The organism is Streptomyces sp. NPDC052101 (genome assembly GCF_040680235.1).
Lineage (GTDB): Bacteria > Actinomycetota > Actinomycetes > Streptomycetales > Streptomycetaceae > Streptomyces.
Genome location: NZ_JBFAWH010000008.1, coordinates 229,635 through 246,727, shown reverse-complemented (window position 1 = coordinate 246,727; position 17,093 = coordinate 229,635). Strand labels below are relative to the sequence as shown.

Below are 17,093 nucleotides of genomic sequence, written 5' to 3'. Positions count from 1 at the left end.
ATCGAGACGAGAGGTACGCGTGGGATCGAGGCTTGAGGCCGAGCACCTGTTCAAGGTGTTCGGCAGACGACCGGACGAAACGGTGCAGCGCCTGCGGCAGGGCGCCGACCGGGAGGAGCTGCGCGCCGACGGCACCACCGCCGCCGTGATCGACGCCTCCTTCCGGGTCGAGGCGGGCGAGATCTTCGTCGTCATGGGTCTGTCGGGCTCCGGAAAGTCCACCTTGCTGCGCATGCTCAACGGCCTGCTGGAGCCGACCGCGGGCAGCGTCCGCTTCGACGGCCAGGATCTGACCCGGCTCACCGCCCGCGAACTGCGCGAGCTGCGCTCGAAGAAGATCAGCATGGTGTTCCAGCACTTCGCGCTGTTCCCGCACCGCAGCGTCCGCGACAACGCCGCCTACGGCCTGGCGGTGCAGGGCGTGCCCCGACCCGAGCGCGAGCGCCGCGCCGACGAGGCGCTCGCCCTGTGCGGACTGGCCGGCTGGGAGGACTCCTGGCCCGACGAGCTGTCCGGCGGCATGCAGCAGCGCGTGGGCCTCGCCCGCGCCCTCGCCACCGACGCCGACCTGCTCCTGATGGACGAGTCGTTCAGCGCCCTGGACCCGCTGATCCGCCGTGACATGCAGGACCAGCTCCTCGAACTCCAGAAGACGCTGAAGAAAACCATCGTCTTCATCACCCACGACCTCAACGAGGCCATGCGCCTCGGCGACCGCATCGCCGTCATGCGCGACGGCCGCGTCGTGCAGACCGGCACCGCCGAGGACATCCTGCTGCGCCCCGCGAACGACTACGTCGCCTCCTTCATCCAGGACGTCGACCGCTCCCGCGTGCTGACGGCGGGCGCCCTCATGGACACCTCGGTCACGGCCGACGCGCCCCTGTGCGGCTGTGAGACCGCGACCCGCGAGACGCCGTTCACGAAGCTGTGCGCCATCAGCGCCCGGCTGTCCCACCGCGTCTCCGTCGTGGACGAGGCGAACCGGGTCATCGGTGTCGTCCCGAGGCAGCGGCTGCTCGGCTTCCTCGGCGACGAGACGGCCGATGCCGCGCCCTGCGACAACCCGGACGGGAAGGTGATCAGCCGTGCCTAGGATCCACCTCGGCGACTGGGTCGACTCCGGCGTCAACTGGCTGGTCGACCACCTCTCCTGGCTCTTCGACGCCATCAAGACCGTCATGGAGGGCATGTACAACGGCATCGACGCCGTGCTCGGCGCGCCCGAGCCGCTGCTGATGGCCAGCATCCTCGCCGTCATCGCCTGGTGGCTGCGCGGACTGCTGGCCGGTGTCCTCGCCTTCGCCGGATTCGCCCTCGTCGACTCGCTCGCCCTGTGGGACCGGGCCATGTCCACGCTCGCCCTGGTCCTCGTGGCGACCGTGATCGCGCTGGTGATCTCGCTCCCGCTCGGCATCTGGGCGGCCCGCTCCAAGGCGGTCAGCGCGGTCGTACGACCCGTTCTGGACCTGCTCCAGACGATGCCGTCGATGGTGCTGCTGATCCCGGCCATGCTGTTCTTCGGCCTCGGTACCGCCGCCGGTGTCGTCGCCACCCTGATCTTCGCGCTCGCCCCCGGCGTCCGCATGACCGAGCTGGGCATCCGCCAGGTCGACGCCGAACTGGTCGAGGCCGCCGAGGCGTTCGGCACCACCCCGCGGGACATCCTGTGGCGCGTCCAGCTGCCGCTCGCCCTGCCGACCATCATGGCCGGCGTCAACCAGGTGATCATGCTGGGCCTGTCCATGGTCGTCATCGCCGGCATGGTCGGCACCGGCGGCCTCGGCGGCGCCGTGAACGAGGCCATCGGCCAGCTCGACATCGGCTACGGCTTCGAGGCGGGCGTCGGCATCGTGGTCCTCGCCATCTACCTGGACCGGATCACCGGCGCGCTCGGCACCCAGCTCTCCCCGCTGGGCCGCAGGGCCGCCGCGAAGGCGCCCACGCGCGCGTGGACGTACCGTCCGCGCCCGGCCGTCGCCGTCGTCGGCGTGGTCGTCCTCGCGCTCGTCGCGGGCGGGATGGGGATCTTCGGCTCCTCGAACGGCACTTCCGAGGCCTCCGGCACCGACGTCGGCAAGGGCAAGGAGATCAAGATCGGCTACATCCCCTGGGACGAGGGCGTCGCCTCGACCTTCCTCTGGAAGGAGATCCTGGAGGAACGCGGCTTCAAGGTCACCACCACCCAGTACGCGGCCGGCCCCCTCTACACCGGCCTCGCCACCGGCCAGATCGACTTCGAGACCGACTCCTGGCTGCCCACCACCCACGCCGAGTACTGGAAGAAGTACGGCAAGCAGCTGGACGACCTCGGCTCGTGGTTCGGCCCCACCTCCCTGGAGCTGACCGTCCCGTCGTATGTGAAGGACGTGAACTCCCTGGCGGACCTGAAGGACCACGCCTCCGAGTTCGGCGGGAAGATCGTCGGCATCGAGCCCAGCGCGGGCGAGATGGGCCTGCTCAAGAGCAAGGTCCTCAAGGAGTACGGCCTGCAGGGCACGTACGAGGTGATCGACGGCTCCACCCCGGCCATGCTCGCCGAGCTCAAGCGCGCCTACGCCAGGAAGGAGCCGGTCGTCGTCACCCTGTGGTCCCCGCACTGGGCCTACAACACCTACGACCTGAAGAAGCTCAAGGACCCCCAGGGCGCCTGGGGCAAGGGCGACGGCGTGCACACCCTCTCCCGCAAGGGCTTCACGCAGGACAATCCGCAGGTCGGACGCTGGCTGAGGAACTTCTCCATGACCGAGAAGCAGCTCACGAGCCTGGAGGCGCGGATCCAGCAGGCAGGCAAGGGCCAGGAGCAGGACGCCGTCCGCAGCTGGCTGCGGCAGAACCCCGGCCTGGTCGACACATGGGCCCCGGTCGCCAGGAACGACGCCCGCGGCCGGGCGGCCGGGTGACCTGACCGAGTACGGCAGGAATCCGGTCAATCACAGATCGTGGCGAACCTTGGCCAGGATGGGTGCCCGGCCCAGCTGATCGGCATATTCACCCCTGTCCGGGAGGACGTCCCGGGCGCACCGGGTGCCCTGTCACACTGGCGCGAACCATGAGGTCGGGGGTTCGGCGGCATGTCGAGGATGTGACAGCCGCGTGAAACGGTTTGCCGAACATGCGTAGGGTGCAGAGAAGTCATCAGGAGCGGTGCGCCCGGACCCGGGCGCCCGGACAGCGGCACGACGAGCGAGGGAGGGAGCCGGAGCGATGGGCGACCACAAAGAACAGCCCGTTCGGGTGGGCGCGGCCGTGCGGCGCCGCCGCCGTGCCCTGAACCTGACCCTTGCCGTCGTCGCCGAGCGAAGCGGTCTCTCGGTGCCCTTCCTCAGCCAGGTCGAGAACGACCGGGCCCGCCCCAGCCGCACCTCCCTGGAGAAGCTGGCCGACGCCCTGCGCACCACGGCCGTCGAACTCCTCGCCGCCGCCGACCCGGCGGCCAGTGTGGACGTCGTGCGCGCCGACCCGGCCGCCGAGGGCGACCTGGCGCCCCGCACCCGCTCCCTGGTGCGCGGCCACCACCAGCTGCACGCCTCCGAGTTCACCGGCGACCACGACGCCGGCCGCGAGTTCCAGCACCGCAACGACGAGCTGATGTACGTCGCCGACGGTGCCGTGGAGATCGAGGCCGAGGGGCGCGCGTATCGCCTGGGACGCGGGGACACGTTGTACCTGACCGGCGGGGTCCGGCACCGGTGGCGGGCGACCGTCCCCGACACGCGGGTGGTCGTGGTGGCGGTGGCGGAACACATCGAGGCCGTGCAGGACCGGTCGCGTTAGTGCGGGTCGTCTCCCTGGTCCCGTCCCTCACCGAGGCCGTCGCCGTGACGCTGCCCGAAGTCCTCGTCGGTGCGACCGACTGGTGCACCCACCCGGCGGGCCTGGACGTCAGCCGGATCGGCGGGACGAAGAACCCGGACACGGAACGGATCGTCGCCCTCGCCCCCGATCTGGTGATCGCCAACGAGGAGGAGAACCGCGCGCCGGACCTCGACGCCCTGCGCGCGGCGGGCCTGCGGGTGCTGGTCACCGAGGTGCGCGGGGTGCCGCAGGCCTTCGCCGAGCTGGCGCGGGTGCTCACCGCGTGCGGCGCGCGGGGACGCCCCGGCTGGCTGGTGGAGGCGGAGGAGGCGTGGGCGGCCCTGCCGCGGGCGCGGGGCCGTACGACGGCGGTCGTGCCGATCTGGCGACGGCCCTGGATGGTTCTCGGCCGGGACACCTTCGCGGGTGACGTCCTCGCCCGGCTCGGCGTCGACCACCGCCACGCCGGCCACCCCGAGCGCTACCCCCGCGTCCCGCTGGAGGAGTTGCGGGAGGCTGCCCCGGACCTGGTGGTGCTCCCCGACGAGCCCTACCGCTTCACCGCCGACGACGGACCGGAGGCCTTCCCGGGCCTGCCCTGCGCCCTGGTCAGCGGGCGGCATCTGACCTGGTACGGCCCGTCGCTGCGAGTCGCGCCACGGGTGCTGGGCGAGGCGCTGCGAGCAGCTCGCCGCTGAGCAGCCCGCGCACGGTGCCGGCCACGGCGGCCAGCCAGGCGGCGGCGAGGACGGCGTACAGCGCTACGGCCAGCCCGTCGTACACCGCGAGACCGGTGTGCCGGGCGAGGGCCATGGCGCCGGTGACACAGGTGCCCACCGGGAAGGTGAAGGCCCACCAGGTCATCGCGAACCCCATGCCCCGCCGGCGGGCCCGCACCACGTGCGCGGTCGCCAGTGCCAGCCACAGCAGCGCGAACCCCATGACCGGCACCCCGTACAGCACGGCGAACACGCTGAGGCCGCGGTCGTACGGGGCCGGCACGACCCCGGGCGCCAGGTCCGCGATCTTGCCGACCGCGGTGGTGGACTGCCCGAGCGGGCCCAGGACCAGGAACAGGGTCGGGGTGAGCGCGAGCGGCAGCGGGGCGGGGCCGATCAGCCGGGCGAAGACCAGCGGCAGCATCAGCAGCGTCGCGAGCAGGCTCAGCCCGAACATCGCCAGGCAGGCCAGCAGCAGGGTCTCGCGGGGCTGGCCCGGCGGCAGATGCGGCACGAGCAGCGGTCCGAGCGCGGCCGACACCATGGGCGCGACCAGCGGCAGCAGCCACACCGGGGTCGCCTGCGCCGGGTCGGCCCGATGCCGTACGGCCATCAGGTACGGCACGGCCACGGCGGCCGCGAGCCCGACCGCCGTACCGGCGGTGAACAGGACGGCGTCCAGGACGACGGCCGGGCGGGTGCCGATCAGATCCCGCCCGGCCGTCAGGGCGCCACCGCCGACCGCCAGCAGGGCCATCGACAGGCAGCCGTAGAAGGGCGCCACGGCCGGGTCGAGGAGGTGGGCGCGGGCCTGGTCACCGTGCCGGGCCCAATGCAGGGTCCGGGCCGCCAGCAGGGCGCACAGCATGGTCAGGGACAGGGCCCAGGCCCCGGCGAAGACATCGCGCAGGACCCCCGATTGCGCGGGGAGCGCGACTCCGGCGGAGCCGAGGATGGCGGTGCCCATGACGGACGCGTACCAGTTGGGGCCGAGGTGGCGGACCCGGGCGGCGCGGGCGGCGGAGGTGGCGGACAGGGGGTGGGCTGCGGTGACCATGACCCCACGGTCCCGCCGCCGCCCGCCCCTGACCAGGGAGTTCCTTTCTATCAGGACATAAGCTGGTCTTATGACTGAGGTCGAGGGGCAGCGAGAGCGCACCACATCACTGGCACACCGGGTGCCCGACCTGGCCGCGCTGGAGCTGCTGCTGGCGGTGGCGCGGCTGGGCAGTCTCGGCGCGGCGGCGCGCGAGGTCGGCATCACCCAGCCCGCCGCCAGCAGCCGGATCCGCTCCATGGAACGGCAGCTGGGCGTGGCCCTGGTGGACCGCTCGCCGCGCGGTTCCCGGCTCACGGACGCGGGCGCCCTGGTCACGGACTGGGCCCGCCGGGTCGTGGAGGCGGCGGCGGCCTTCGACGTGGGGGCGCGGGCGCTGCGGGACCGGCGGGACTCGCGCCTCAGGGTCGCGGCGAGCATGACCATCGCCGAGTACCTGCTGCCCGGCTGGCTCCTCGCGCTCCACGCCGAGCGCCCGGACACGGCGGTCTCCCTCCTCGCCGGCAACTCGGCGAAGGTCGCGGAGCTGCTGCTGTCCGGTGAGGCGGACCTGGGCTTCGTGGAGGGGCTGTCGGTCCCGACGGGCCTGGACTCCGCCGTCATCGCCCACGACCGCCTGGTCGTCGTCACGGCGCCCGGCCATCCCTGGGCCCGCCGCAGGCGCCCCCTGACGGCCGAGGAGCTGGCCGCCACGCCCCTCATCCTCCGTGAGCGCGGCTCCGGCACCCGCCAGGTCCTGGACGCGGCACTCGGCGGCCTCGCCCGCCCCCTGATCGAGCTGTCCTCGACGACGGCGGTGAAGGCGTCGGCGGTGAGCGGAGCGGGCCCCTCGGTGCTGAGCGAACTGGCGGTGGGGGAGGAGCTGTCGATGCGGCGCCTGGTCAGCATCCCGCTGGAGGACGTCACCCTGCGCCGTGCCCTGCGGGCGGTCTGGCCCACGGGGCACCGCCCGACGGGCCCGGCACGGGAGCTGCTGTCGCTGACACGGGGGTGACGGCGCGCCACTCCGGGGCGGCGCCGCCCGGCCCGCCCACTTGGCCCCGGCTCAGCAGGCGGCGGTGACCAGCGCCTCCATCACCCGAAGGTCCTCGCCCATCTCGGGATGCCACTGCACACCCAGTGCCCAGCCCCGGTCGGCGGGCAGCTCGATCGCCTCCACGGTCCCGTCCGCCGCGTGGGCCGACGGCACGAGTCCCGCGCCGAGCCGGTCGACGGCCTGGTGGTGATAGGTGGGCACGGTCGTCTCCTCCGGGGCGATCCCGGCGTACAACGTCCCCGGCACCGGCTTGACCGGGTGCCCGCCGAACCTGCCGACGGCCTCCACGTGTCCGTCGAGGTGCTGCGTCAGCGTCCCGCCGAGGGCGACGTTCAGCAACTGCATGCCCCGGCAGATGCCCAGCAGGGGCAGGCCGGCGTCCAACGCGGCCTCGATCAGGGCGAGTTCCCAGGCGTCACGGGCCAGGGCGGGAGGGCCGGTACGGTGGTCGCGCTCGGTGCCGTAGCGGGCCGGGTCCACGTCCGGGCCGCCCGCGATGACCAGCCCGTCCAGCCGGGCCGCCGTCTCCGCCGCGCGCCCGGGTGCGTCCGGCGGCAGCATGCAGGCCAGGCCGCCGGCCCGCTGCACCAGCCGTGGATAGCCGGCCGGCAGCAGCGCCGCCTCCAGCTCCCACACGCCCCAGCGCGCGCCGGTCTCCAGATATGTGCTCACACCGATCAGCGGCCGTCCGGTCATGCTGCCCTCCCCGGCAGTCAAAGGTTCATCTGTATACCTTTGCAGAACCGTCCTATGTCAGGAAGCCCCGCAGCAGCGCCGCCGTGCCCGCGCAGTGCTCGCGCATCATCTCCCGCGCGCCGTCCGCGTCCCCGTCCAGCACCGCCTCCACCAGCGCGGTGTGCTGGCGCTGCGAGTGCTCCAGGTTGCGCACCAGCAGCGGGATGCAGTCGAGCAGGTCGTTCACCGTGGCCCGGACCGCCGCGTACTGGGCGGTCAGCGAGGGCGAGCCGCACAGCTCGGCCAGCGTCAGATGCAGCAGGGTGTCCGCCCGCCGGTAGTCGGCGAGCGGGGCCTCGTGGGTGCGGTCCAGCGCCTCGCGCAGCCGGCCGGCCTGCTCCCCGGCCAGCCCGTGCGCCGCGCACAGCCCGGCCGCGCCCACCTCCAGGACCTCGCGGAAACGCAGCACGTCCTCGATGTCGACCTCGGCGATCCGCCGCCGCAGCTCGTCCTCGCCGCCGGCGTCGGCACGCGGCAGGACGAACGTTCCGCCGTAGCGTCCGCGCCGCGCCTCCACCAGCCCCTGGTCCTGGAGCACCTTCAGCACCTCGCGCAGCGTCACCCGGCTGATCCCGAGCCGCTCCGCAAGCTCCCGCTCGGCCGGCAGCCGCTCCCCGCCCGGCACCAGTCCGAGCCGTACGACCTGGAGGATCTGCTCCAGCGCCTCCTCGAAGCCGTTGCCCGCCCGCACCGGCCGCAGCACCGGAGCGAGCCGGTCACCCACTCCCTGCGCGTCGCTCTCCTGGGACATCCGGCCGTACCCCCTTCCCAAGCAATGGTTCTGAGCAATACCTTATGGCTCCCGGCCCGGCCGAAAAAGCGCGAAGGCGCCGAAGGAGGCTCTCCCGTGGCAGACCGCACACCCCCGCTCAGCGTCGAGGAACTGCACGCCCTCGTCGCGAGCGGTGAGATCGACACTGTCGTCCTGGCCTTCCCCGATATGCAAGGGCGCCTCCAGGGCAAGCGGTTCGCCGCCCGCTTCTTCCTCGACGAGGTCCTGCACCACGGCACCGAGGGCTGCAACTACCTCCTCGCCGTCGATACCGAGATGAACACCGTCGACGGCTACGCGATGTCCTCCTGGGACCGCGGCTACGGCGACTTCGCGATGCGCCCCGACCTCGCCACCCTGCGCCGCATCCCCTGGCACCCCGGCACCGCCCTGCTGGTCGCGGACCTCGCCTGGAACGACGGCTCGCCGGTCGTCGCCGCGCCCCGCCAGATCCTGCGCCGCCAGCTGGAGCGGCTCGCCGAGCTGGGCTACACCGCCCAGGTCGGCACCGAGCTGGAGTTCATCGTCTTCAAGGACTCCTACGAACAGGCCTGGGACGCGGGCTACCGCGGGCTCACCCCCGCCAACCAGTACAACATCGACTACTCCATCCTCGGCACCGGCCGCATCGAGCCCCTGCTGCGCCGGCTGCGCAACGACATGTCGGGCGCCGGGCTCACCGTCGAGTCCGCCAAGGGCGAATGCAACCCGGGCCAGCACGAGATCGTCTTCCGCTACGACGAGGCCCTCGTCACCTGCGACCAGCACGCGCTGTACAAGACCGGCGCCAAGGAGATCGCCGCCCAGGAGGGCGTCTCGATCACCTTCATGGCCAAGTACAACGAGCGCGAGGGCAACTCCTGTCACATCCACCTCTCGCTCGCCGACGCCGACGGCCACAACGCCATGGCCGACGGCGACGGAATGTCCGACGTCATGCGGCACTTCCTCGCCGGCCAGCTCGCCGCCCTGCGTGACTTCTCCCTCCTCTACGCCCCGAACATCAACTCCTACAAGCGCTTCCAGCCGGGCTCCTTCGCCCCCACCGCCGTCGCCTGGGGCCACGACAACCGCACCTGCGCCCTGCGCGTGGTCGGCCACGGCCGCTCCCTGCGCTTCGAGAACCGCCTCCCCGGCGGTGATGTGAACCCCCACCTCGCCGTCGCCGGTCTGGTCGCGGCCGGCCTGTACGGCATCGAGCAGAAACTCGAACTCCCCGAACCCTGCACCGGCAACGCCTACACCGCCGGCCTCGCCCACGTCCCGACCACTCTGCGCGAGGCCGCCGAGCTGTGGGAGAACAGTGCGATCGCCAAGGCGGCCTTCGGGGACGAGGTCGTCGCCCACTATCGCAACATGGCGCGCGTCGAGCTGGAGGCCTTCGACGCCGCGGTCACCGACTGGGAGCTTCGCCGCTCCTTCGAACGCCTGTGAGCCAGCCCGTGAAAGGTCAATTCGTGTCCGACTCAGACGAGTTGAAGGTCCTCAACCCCGCCACGGAAGAGGTCGTCGCCACCGTCCCCGCCGCGACCGAGGAGGACGTGGCCGCCGCCGTCGTACGGGCCGCGCGCGCCCAGAGCGGATGGGCCGCCCTCGCCCCCGCCGACCGGGCCCGGCTGCTGCGCCGTTTCGCGGACGTGGTCGACGCCCACACCGAGGAACTCGCCCAGCTGGAGGTCCGCGAGGCGGGGCACACCGTCGGCAACGCCCGCTGGGAGGCCGGCAACGCCCGCGACCTGCTGCTGTACGCGGCAGGCGGCGCCGAACGCGTCCTCGGCAGGCAGATCCCGGTGCCCGGCGGCTGGAACGTCACCTTCCAGGAACCCCTCGGCGTCATCGGCGTGATCGCCCCCTGGAACTTCCCGATGCCGATCGCTGCCTGGGGCTCCTTCCCGGCGCTCGCGGCCGGCAACGCGGTCGTCCTCAAGCCCGCCGAGACCACCCCGCTCACCGCGCTCCGCCTCGCCGAACTCGCCCTGGAGGCGGGCCTGCCCGAGCACGTCTTCCAGGTGCTGCCCGGCTACGGCCACACCGCCGGACGCGCCCTGGTCGACCACCCGGACGTCGCCAAGATCGTGTTCACCGGCTCCACCCGCACCGGCCGCGAGGTCATGGAGCGCTGTGCCCGCCTGGTCAAGCCGGTCACCCTGGAACTCGGCGGCAAGAGCCCCAACATCGTCTTCGCCGACGCCGACCTGCGGACCGCCCTCGACCCCTTCTCCTTCCTGGACAACTCCGGCCAGGACTGCTGTGCCCGCACCCGGATCCTGGTCCAGGAGACGGTGCTGGAGGAGGCCCGGGACTTCCTCGCCGACGCGCTGGCCGCCGTCGTCGTGGGCGACCCCGCCGACGAGAAGACCCAGATGGGCCCGCTGATCTCCGCTCAGCAGCTGGAGCGCGTACGGTCGTACGTCCCGAAGGACGCCCCCGCCCTGCGCGGCAGCGCCCCCGACGGCCCGGGGTTCTGGTTCCCGCCGACCGTCCTCACGGGGGAGCGGTACGACAGCCGGGCCGCCCGCGAGGAGATCTTCGGGCCCGTCGCCGTCCTCCTGCCCTTCACCGACGAGGCCGACGCCGTCCGCCTCGCCAACGACACCCCCTACGGCCTCTCCGGCTCCCTGTGGACCCGGGACCTCGGCCGCGCCCTGCGCGTCTCCCAGGCCGTCCGCGCGGGCAACCTGTCCGTCAACTCGCACTCCAGCGTCCGCTACTGGACCCCGTTCGGCGGCTACAAGCAGTCCGGTCTCGGCCGCGAACTGGGCCCCGACGCCCTGACCGCCTTCACCGAGACCAAGAACGTCTTCATCAGCAACGTCTCCCCCAGCACGGAGGGCACCGCACAGTGACCGCAGAATCTGTTTGCCGCCGCCTGGTCGGCCGTACCGCCGTCGTCACCGGAGCCGGCAGCGGCATCGGCCTCGCCACCGCCCGCCGGCTCGCCTCCGAAGGAGCCCACGTGGTCTGCGCGGACGTCGACGAGGCCCGCGGCAAGGCCGCCGCCGACGAGGTCGGCGGACTCTTCGTGAAGGTCGACGTCACCGACCCCGAGCAGGTCGAGGCGCTGTTCAAGACGGCGTACGACACCTACGGCAGCGTCGACATCGCCTTCAACAACGCCGGCATCTCGCCGCCCGACGACGACTCCATCCTGGAGACCGGCCTGGAGGCCTGGAAGCGCGTCCAGGAGGTCAACCTCACCTCCGTCTACCTGTGCTGCAAGGCCGCCATCCCCTACATGCGCCGCCAGGGCAAGGGCTCCATCATCAACACCGCGTCCTTCGTGGCCCGGATGGGCGCGGCCACGTCCCAGATCTCGTACACCGCCTCCAAGGGCGGAGTGCTGGCCATGTCCCGCGAACTGGGCGTCCAGTTCGCGCGTGAGGGCATCAGGGTCAACGCCCTGTGCCCGGGCCCGGTCAACACCCCGCTGCTGCAGGAGCTGTTCGCCAAGGACCCCGAGCGGGCCGCCCGCCGGCTCGTGCACATCCCGGTCGGCCGGTTCGCCGATGCCGAGGAGATCGCCGCCGCCGTCGCCTTCCTGGCCAGCGACGACTCCTCCTTCGTCAACGCCACCGACTTCCTGGTGGACGGCGGAATCGCGGGCGCGTACGTCACGCCCCTGTAGGCGCACCGGTCACAGGAACGTGTGCCCCTCGCCCCGGTAGGTCGGCACGGTCGCCGTGACCGCGTCCGACGCGACCAGGTGCAGGGCCTCGAACCGCTCGCACAGCTCGCCCGCCTTGGCGTGCCGGAACCACACCTTGTCGCCGATGAGGAGGTCGTCGGCGGGCGAGCCCAGCAGCGGGGTCTGCACCTCGCCGGGGCCTTCCTGCGGGTCGTACCTCAGCCCCTCGGGCAGGTACGGCACCGGCAGCCGGTCGGGACCGGCCGCGCCGGAGGCCGGATACCCGCCGCCGAGCACCGTGATGACCCCGACCCCCGGCCGCCGTACGACGGGCTGGGCGAACAGGGCTGCCGGGCGGCCGGTGAACGACGTGTAGTTGTCGAAGAGCCGCGGCACGTACAGCCCCGAACCGGCCGCTATCTCCGTCACGGCGTCCTCGGCGGCGGTGTGCTGCACACTGCCCGTGCCACCGCCGTTGACGAACTCCAGGCCGGGCGCGACGGCCCGCACCGCACGCACCACCGCGGCCCGCCGCTCGGCCAGCTCCCGGCGGGCCGCCGCCTGCATCAGCCGGATGGCCCGCGACCTCAGCGGCCGCCCGGACACCGCGTCCCCGACCCCCGCGATGTGCCCCTCGTACGCCATGATGCCCACCAGCCGGAAGCCCGGCCGCCGGGCCACCGAGCGGGCCAGTTCGGCGAGTTGGGCGGGGGAGCGCAGCGGAGAGCGCAGCGCCCCGACCCGGACCCGGCCGCCCAGCAGCTGCAGCGAGGTGTCCAACTCCAGGCAGACCCGCACCACTTCACGCCCGCCGTCGCGGGCGGCGTCGATGAGGTCGAGGTGCGCCGGATCGTCCACCATCACGGTCACCGCGGCGGCGAGCTTGGGATCGGCGGCCAGCTCCGCGAAGCCGCCCCGGTCGGCGGACGGATAGGCCAGCAGGATGTCGTCGAACCCCGAACGGGCGAGCCACAGCGACTCGGCCAGGGTGAACGACATGATCCCCTGGAAGCCGTCCCTGGCCAGCACCCGCTCCAGCAGGGCTCGGCAGCGCACGGACTTGCTCGCGACCCGGACCGGCTTGCCGGCGGCCCGGCGGACGAGATCGGCCGCGTTGGCGTCGAAGGCGTCCAGGTCCACGATCGCGAGAGGGGCGTCGAGATGGGCGGTGGCCCGGTCGTAACGGGCCCGATCAGCGGCACGCGCAGTCATGACGGAAGCCTGCCAGACAGGATTACCGCAGGGTAGGGGGACGTACCGGGCAGATGCCCCGGCGCCCCGGACTGGTTCTGTCTCTGCCCCGGACAACCCGTAGAGTGACGCGCACATACGGCGGAACGCGCCCGGCCGCTTGATCTGAACCGGGATGCCGGTCCGGCCGTACGGGTATGCGTGCCCGGACGGAGCTTCCGCACCGGGCGCGGCCGAGCAGCGCAGCGGCCCGCGTACACGAAGGCGGCCCGGGCACGAGGAAACGGGGGGTGCATGAGCACGGAAGCGCGCCACGCTCCCATCCCGCCGCGGCCCTCGGCCCCGCCCCGCCCCTCCGTTCCGCCGCGCCCGGCCACCCCGCCCGACGACTCCGACGACGAGCCGTCGGTCTTCACCCCGCGCGCCGCCCGCGAGGGCCGGTCGTCGACCGGGTCGGCCGGAGGCGGGGGCTTCGCGGGCCGCGGCACGCCTTCCACCGCGGCGCCGACGAGCAGCGGCTCGCCCTCTGCCGGGCGGCCCGCGGGCGGCAGGAATCCGTCGCCCGCCGAGGCCCCCGCACCGGACGGTCGGCCCTCCCGCAGGGGCTCCGGCGCCCGTGCCGGGCAGGCGCCGCGAGCCGGTGTGCCGCGCCCCGCCGTACCCGAGGCCGGTGAACCCGTCGGCCCGCCTCCGCCGCCTGCCTCCGCCCGGTTCCCCGACGCGCCGCCGAGCACGGGAGGTGAGCCGCGCCGCCCGGGACGGGAGTTCAGGCGACCGGGAGCCGCAGTGCCGGGGGAGACCGCCGCGGAGACCACGACCCGGCTCCGCCCGATCACCGACTCCCCGAAGGCACAGCACTCCGGCGCCCCGAACGGCCGTTCGTCCGCTGCGTCCACTTCGTCCGCCGCGTCCGTCGCGCCGAGCGATGAGCGTCGTACCACCGCCGCCTCAGCCTCCGCCGGGCGTACGGAGACGCGTGCCTGGAGTCCCCTGGCGCCGTCCCGTCCCGTCGGGCCGCCACCGCCCTTGCTTGTGCCGGACCCGGCGCTGTCCTGGAGCGCCGCCATGCAGGGCATTCCGGGCGAGGAGCGTCCGCGGCACCGGGTGAGGCCGCGCACGCTCGCCGCGGCCGCCTGCTTCGTGCTCGGCATCGGGCTCGTCGGCGGTGCCGTGGCAGGGAGCTGGCTCACCGGCGACGGCGGGGACGACGCCTCCGGCGACCACTTCGCCACCGCCGGCACGCTCTGGCACAACGTGCCCGTCGACCAGCTGTTCCCGCCCACCGTCCAGGGGACGGGCGCCGGACCCGGCGGCGCCGACCGCACCTGGACCCGGATCGCCGTGGCCCCCGACAGCGGCTGCGCCCGGGCCTTCGACCCGCTGCTGGCCAAGGTCCTCGCCCCCGTCGGCTGCCAGCGCCTGCTGCGCGCCACCTACACCGACTCCACCCAGAGCTATGTCACCACCGTCGGCCTGCTGTTCACCAAGGCCGACCCCGCCGCCATGGCCGCGCTCGCCCACCGCTTCCGCGCCGAGCACCTGGACCGGCGCGCCGATCTGATGCCCCGTCCGTACGCGGCGGGGGGCACCGTCGCGGCCGGCTTCGGCGACAGCCAGCGTGCCTCCTGGACCCTCTCCGTCCTCACCGACGCCCCCGTCGTCGCCTACGCCGTCTCCGGCTGGGCCGACGGCCGCACCGTCGACGAACCCCAGCCCGCCGCCGACGCCGTCAGCGCCGGCGCCACCAGCGCACCGGCCCAGGCCGGGCTCGGCAACGAGGCGCAGGGCCTGGCCGACCGCATCGAACGGCGGCTGCGCCAGCACATCGGCACGGCCACGGAGAGCCCCTCATGAGGCGATCGATATGCGGCCGGCGCCGCCTGGAACCGGCCGGAGCCACGGTGAGCCTGCTGGTCGCCGGCGCCCTCGCCCTGCTGCCGTCCACCGCGGCCCACGCCGACGGGATCCGCGGCCAGCAGTGGGCCCTGTCCGCGCTGCACCTGGACGAGGCCTGGCGCACCACCAAGGGCCGGGGCGTCACCGTCGCCGTCCTGGACACCGGCGTCGAGGCCGACCACCCCGACCTCGTCGGCAACGTCCTGCCCGACCAGGACATGATCGGCTTCGGTTCGGGGCCCGGCGACCGCACCTGGGCCCGGCACGGCACCGCCATGGCCGGCATCATCGCCGGGCATGGCCATGGCCCCGGCGACTCGGCCGGTGTCATGGGCGTCGCCCCCGAGGCGAAGATCCTGCCCGTGCGCGTGATCCTGGAGGACAGCGACCCCGCCCGCGCCAAGGCCCGCACCACCCGCGGCAACGCGCTCGCCGACGGCATCCGCTGGGCCGCCGACCACGGCGCCGACGTCATCAACCTCTCCCTCGGCGACGACTCGAACTCCGCGCACCCCGAACCGAGCGAGGATGAGGCCGTGCAGTACGCCCTGAAGAAGGGCGTGGTGGTCGTCGCCTCCGCGGGCAACGGCGGCGACAAGGGCGACCACATCTCCTACCCGGCCGCCTACCCCGGCGTCATCGCCGCGACCGCCGTCGACCGCTACGGCACCCGCGCCTCCTTCTCGACCCGCCGCTGGTACTCGGCGGTCAGTGCGCCCGGCGTCAGCGTGGTCATCGCCGACCCCGACCACAAGTACTACGAGGGCTGGGGCACCTCGGCCGCCTCCGCCTTCGTCTCCGGCGCGGCGGCCCTGATCAAGGCCGCCCACCCCGGACTGACCCCGGCCCAGGTCAAGAAGCTGCTGGAGGACACCGCCGAGGATCCGCCGGCGGGAGGCCGGGACGACTCCCGTGGCTTCGGCATGATCGACCCGGCGGCGGCGCTGAAGGCGGCCGACCGTATCCAGCCGGAGAGCCTGCGCGTGTCGTCGTACGGCGAGAAGTACTTCGGCGCCGGCCCGGACGCCCCCAGGGCCACGCCCTCGCCCGCCGGCTGGGCGGGCCCGCTGGCCGGCGGCACCGGCGGGGTCCTGCTGGTGGCGGGCGTGGTGCTGTGGCGGAGCCGCAGGGAAACGGCCTGAGGGCGTCCGGCGAAGGCCGCTGTCCGGCGACGCCCTCGATCTCCACGCGGCCGTCGGGGAGCCGCACCTCGCCCGCGTGGTGGGGATGGTCGCCCGCGACCACGACATGGCCGGATCATCTACCGGTCCACACCGATCACTTGCCGGCGAACGCGGACACCGCCGCCCGTGCCGCCGCCTCCACCAGCGCGATGCCCTTCGCCTGGCTCTCGGTGCCCATGGACAGCACCGCCACCAGGTAGTCGCTGCCGTCCACCGTCACCCGGCCGATGCTGTTCACGTCCCACAGCCCCGTCGTACTGCGCGGCAGCCAACCGTTCTTCAGCGCCCAGGAGTTGCCCTCCGCGGCCACCGAAACGCCCCACTGCTGGTCCGGCTCGACCGCCTTCATCAACCCCTGCACATACGTCCGGGACGCCGGGCTCAGCCGGGAGTCCGCGCCGAACACCTGCTGCAGCAGGACGAGTTGGTCGGCGGCCGTGGTCTGCGTCAGCCCCCACAGCTCGCCGTCGCCACCAAAGGTCGCGGTCAGCCCGAAGCGCCTGTTCGCCGCGTCCAGGCCGTCCGCCCGCCCGATGGTGTGCCACAGCGCGGTCGCGGACGCGTTGTCGCTGTTCTCGATCATCTTCGTGGCGTACGCCCGCTCCGCCTGCGACAGCTGCCGGCCCGCGTCCTGCGCCTGGAGCAGCAGCGCGGCCAGGATGTCGACCTTGACGATGCTCGCCGTGTCGAACGCCGCGTCCCCGTGTACGGCGCTCTCCCCGGAGTCCACCGCCAGCACCGCCGCCGACACCCGCGCGCCCGAGGGCACGCTCACCGCCGTCATCGCCGTACGCAGGCGCGCGTCCCGGTCCACCGCCGGCTCCGTCACGGACCCCTCCTCACCCGCCCCGGCCGAGGCGGAGGCCGAGGGCGCCGCCGCCGACGATACGGCCGCGGTCCCCGGGTCCGCCCGCGCCCGCACATACGCCGTGTCGCCCGCCGTGACCCCTGCCGCGGCGACCACGGCGAGCGCGGCGGACAGCAGCGGACGGCGCCGGGACGGGCGCGCACGACGGCCACGGCGGGCTCCGGGGGACTCCATGGGCGGGATGCTCGGGGCGGGGACTGTGCGCCGCGTCG

Annotated in this window: 15 protein-coding genes; 10 read left to right on the top strand and 5 right to left on the bottom strand. The window is 73.5% G+C overall.

Translation table 11 applies throughout. The features are described 5' to 3' along the window. Positions 1–19 precede the first annotated feature (19 nt). The 4 genes from AB0L75_RS17440 (at position 20) to AB0L75_RS17425 (ending at position 4,496) form a co-directional block, all read left to right on the top strand. Positions 20–1,096: a glycine betaine/L-proline ABC transporter ATP-binding protein gene (locus AB0L75_RS17440; protein ID WP_365181640.1), complete on the top strand. Its 1,077-nt coding sequence runs from the start codon at positions 20–22 to the stop codon at positions 1,094–1,096. Next, on the top strand, positions 1,089–2,903 hold the full coding sequence (locus tag AB0L75_RS17435; RefSeq protein ID WP_365181638.1) for an ABC transporter permease/substrate binding protein: 1,815 nt from the start codon (positions 1,089–1,091) through the stop codon (positions 2,901–2,903). The genes AB0L75_RS17440 and AB0L75_RS17435 overlap by 8 nt, the downstream gene beginning before the upstream one ends. 304 nt (positions 2,904–3,207) lie before the next feature. After that, the gene (locus AB0L75_RS17430) at positions 3,208–3,777 is read left to right on the top strand and encodes a helix-turn-helix domain-containing protein (RefSeq protein WP_365181636.1); all 570 of its coding nucleotides are present in this window, start codon (positions 3,208–3,210) and stop codon (positions 3,775–3,777) included. Then, positions 3,777–4,496, top strand: coding sequence for a helical backbone metal receptor (locus AB0L75_RS17425; protein WP_365181635.1), 720 nt, complete (start codon positions 3,777–3,779; stop codon positions 4,494–4,496). Before AB0L75_RS17430 ends, AB0L75_RS17425 begins: the two co-directional genes overlap by 1 nt. On the opposite strand, the gene AB0L75_RS17420 is transcribed toward AB0L75_RS17425, so the two are convergent. Then, positions 4,408–5,574 (bottom strand): TDT family transporter, encoded by a 1,167-nt coding sequence (locus AB0L75_RS17420; RefSeq protein ID WP_365181634.1) that lies wholly within the window; start codon positions 5,572–5,574, stop codon positions 4,408–4,410. The two genes, AB0L75_RS17425 and AB0L75_RS17420, sit on opposite strands and share 89 nt — an antisense overlap. Before the next feature lie 70 nt (positions 5,575–5,644). On the opposite strand from AB0L75_RS17420, the gene AB0L75_RS17415 reads away from it, so the two are divergent. Continuing rightward, positions 5,645–6,568: a LysR family transcriptional regulator gene (locus AB0L75_RS17415; protein WP_365181632.1), complete on the top strand. Its 924-nt coding sequence runs from the start codon at positions 5,645–5,647 to the stop codon at positions 6,566–6,568. Between the two features lie 51 nt (positions 6,569–6,619). Here AB0L75_RS17415 and AB0L75_RS17410 read toward each other — a convergent pair whose 3' ends face one another. Together AB0L75_RS17410 and AB0L75_RS17405 are read right to left on the bottom strand one after the other, a co-directional pair. Continuing rightward, on the bottom strand, positions 6,620–7,306 hold the full coding sequence (locus AB0L75_RS17410) for a gamma-glutamyl-gamma-aminobutyrate hydrolase family protein (RefSeq protein WP_365181630.1): 687 nt from the start codon (positions 7,304–7,306) through the stop codon (positions 6,620–6,622). 52 nt (positions 7,307–7,358) lie between these two features. After that, a complete protein-coding gene (locus AB0L75_RS17405; protein WP_365181629.1) occupies positions 7,359–8,096 on the bottom strand; it encodes an FCD domain-containing protein in 738 nt (245 codons plus the stop codon). A gap of 96 nt (positions 8,097–8,192) precedes the next feature. On the opposite strand from AB0L75_RS17405, the gene AB0L75_RS17400 reads away from it, so the two are divergent. The 3 genes from AB0L75_RS17400 to AB0L75_RS17390 are packed head-to-tail and all read left to right on the top strand — an operon-like array spanning position 8,193 to position 11,742. Beyond that, a complete protein-coding gene (locus AB0L75_RS17400) occupies positions 8,193–9,551 on the top strand; it encodes a glutamine synthetase family protein (protein WP_365181627.1) in 1,359 nt (452 codons plus the stop codon). Positions 9,552–9,574: 23 nt separating this feature from the next. Beyond that, positions 9,575–10,963, top strand: a complete 1,389-nt coding sequence (locus AB0L75_RS17395) for an aldehyde dehydrogenase family protein (protein ID WP_365181626.1) — start codon at positions 9,575–9,577, stop codon at positions 10,961–10,963. After that, complete coding sequence (locus tag AB0L75_RS17390) at positions 10,960–11,742, top strand: 3-oxoacyl-ACP reductase (protein WP_365181624.1); 783 nt, start codon at positions 10,960–10,962, stop codon at positions 11,740–11,742. Before AB0L75_RS17395 ends, AB0L75_RS17390 begins: the two co-directional genes overlap by 4 nt. A gap of 9 nt (positions 11,743–11,751) precedes the next feature. On the opposite strand, the gene AB0L75_RS17385 is transcribed toward AB0L75_RS17390, so the two are convergent. Then, positions 11,752–12,954: an amino acid deaminase/aldolase gene (locus AB0L75_RS17385; protein WP_365181622.1), complete on the bottom strand. Its 1,203-nt coding sequence runs from the start codon at positions 12,952–12,954 to the stop codon at positions 11,752–11,754. A 273-nt stretch (positions 12,955–13,227) separates the two neighbouring features. On the opposite strand from AB0L75_RS17385, the gene AB0L75_RS17380 reads away from it, so the two are divergent. Both AB0L75_RS17380 and mycP read left to right on the top strand, forming a co-directional pair. Further along, the gene (locus AB0L75_RS17380) at positions 13,228–14,787 is read left to right on the top strand and encodes a hypothetical protein (RefSeq protein WP_365181620.1); all 1,560 of its coding nucleotides are present in this window, start codon (positions 13,228–13,230) and stop codon (positions 14,785–14,787) included. Continuing rightward, complete coding sequence (gene mycP / locus AB0L75_RS17375; protein ID WP_365181619.1) at positions 14,784–15,971, top strand: type VII secretion-associated serine protease mycosin; 1,188 nt, start codon at positions 14,784–14,786, stop codon at positions 15,969–15,971. Before AB0L75_RS17380 ends, mycP begins: the two co-directional genes overlap by 4 nt. A gap of 136 nt (positions 15,972–16,107) precedes the next feature. Here mycP and AB0L75_RS17370 read toward each other — a convergent pair whose 3' ends face one another. After that, positions 16,108–17,055, bottom strand: coding sequence for a serine hydrolase (locus AB0L75_RS17370; protein ID WP_365181617.1), 948 nt, complete (start codon positions 17,053–17,055; stop codon positions 16,108–16,110). Between the last annotated feature and the right edge of the window lie 38 nt (positions 17,056–17,093).

Excerpts from the sequence above, each read along its gene's own strand:
- AB0L75_RS17410 (WP_365181630.1), bottom strand. The coding sequence starts at position 7,306 with ATGACCGGACGGCCGCTGATCGGTGTGAGCACATATCTGGAGACCGGC.
- AB0L75_RS17430 (WP_365181636.1), top strand. The coding sequence starts at position 3,208 with ATGGGCGACCACAAAGAACAGCCCGTTCGGGTGGGCGCGGCCGTGCGG.
- AB0L75_RS17405 (WP_365181629.1), bottom strand. The coding sequence starts at position 8,096 with ATGTCCCAGGAGAGCGACGCGCAGGGAGTGGGTGACCGGCTCGCTCCG.
- AB0L75_RS17385 (WP_365181622.1), bottom strand. The coding sequence starts at position 12,954 with ATGACTGCGCGTGCCGCTGATCGGGCCCGTTACGACCGGGCCACCGCC.
- AB0L75_RS17380 (WP_365181620.1), top strand. The coding sequence starts at position 13,228 with ATGAGCACGGAAGCGCGCCACGCTCCCATCCCGCCGCGGCCCTCGGCC.
- mycP (WP_365181619.1), top strand. The coding sequence starts at position 14,784 with ATGAGGCGATCGATATGCGGCCGGCGCCGCCTGGAACCGGCCGGAGCC.
- AB0L75_RS17370 (WP_365181617.1), bottom strand. The coding sequence starts at position 17,055 with ATGGAGTCCCCCGGAGCCCGCCGTGGCCGTCGTGCGCGCCCGTCCCGG.
- AB0L75_RS17415 (WP_365181632.1), top strand. The coding sequence starts at position 5,645 with ATGACTGAGGTCGAGGGGCAGCGAGAGCGCACCACATCACTGGCACAC.
- AB0L75_RS17420 (WP_365181634.1), bottom strand. The coding sequence starts at position 5,574 with ATGGTCACCGCAGCCCACCCCCTGTCCGCCACCTCCGCCGCCCGCGCC.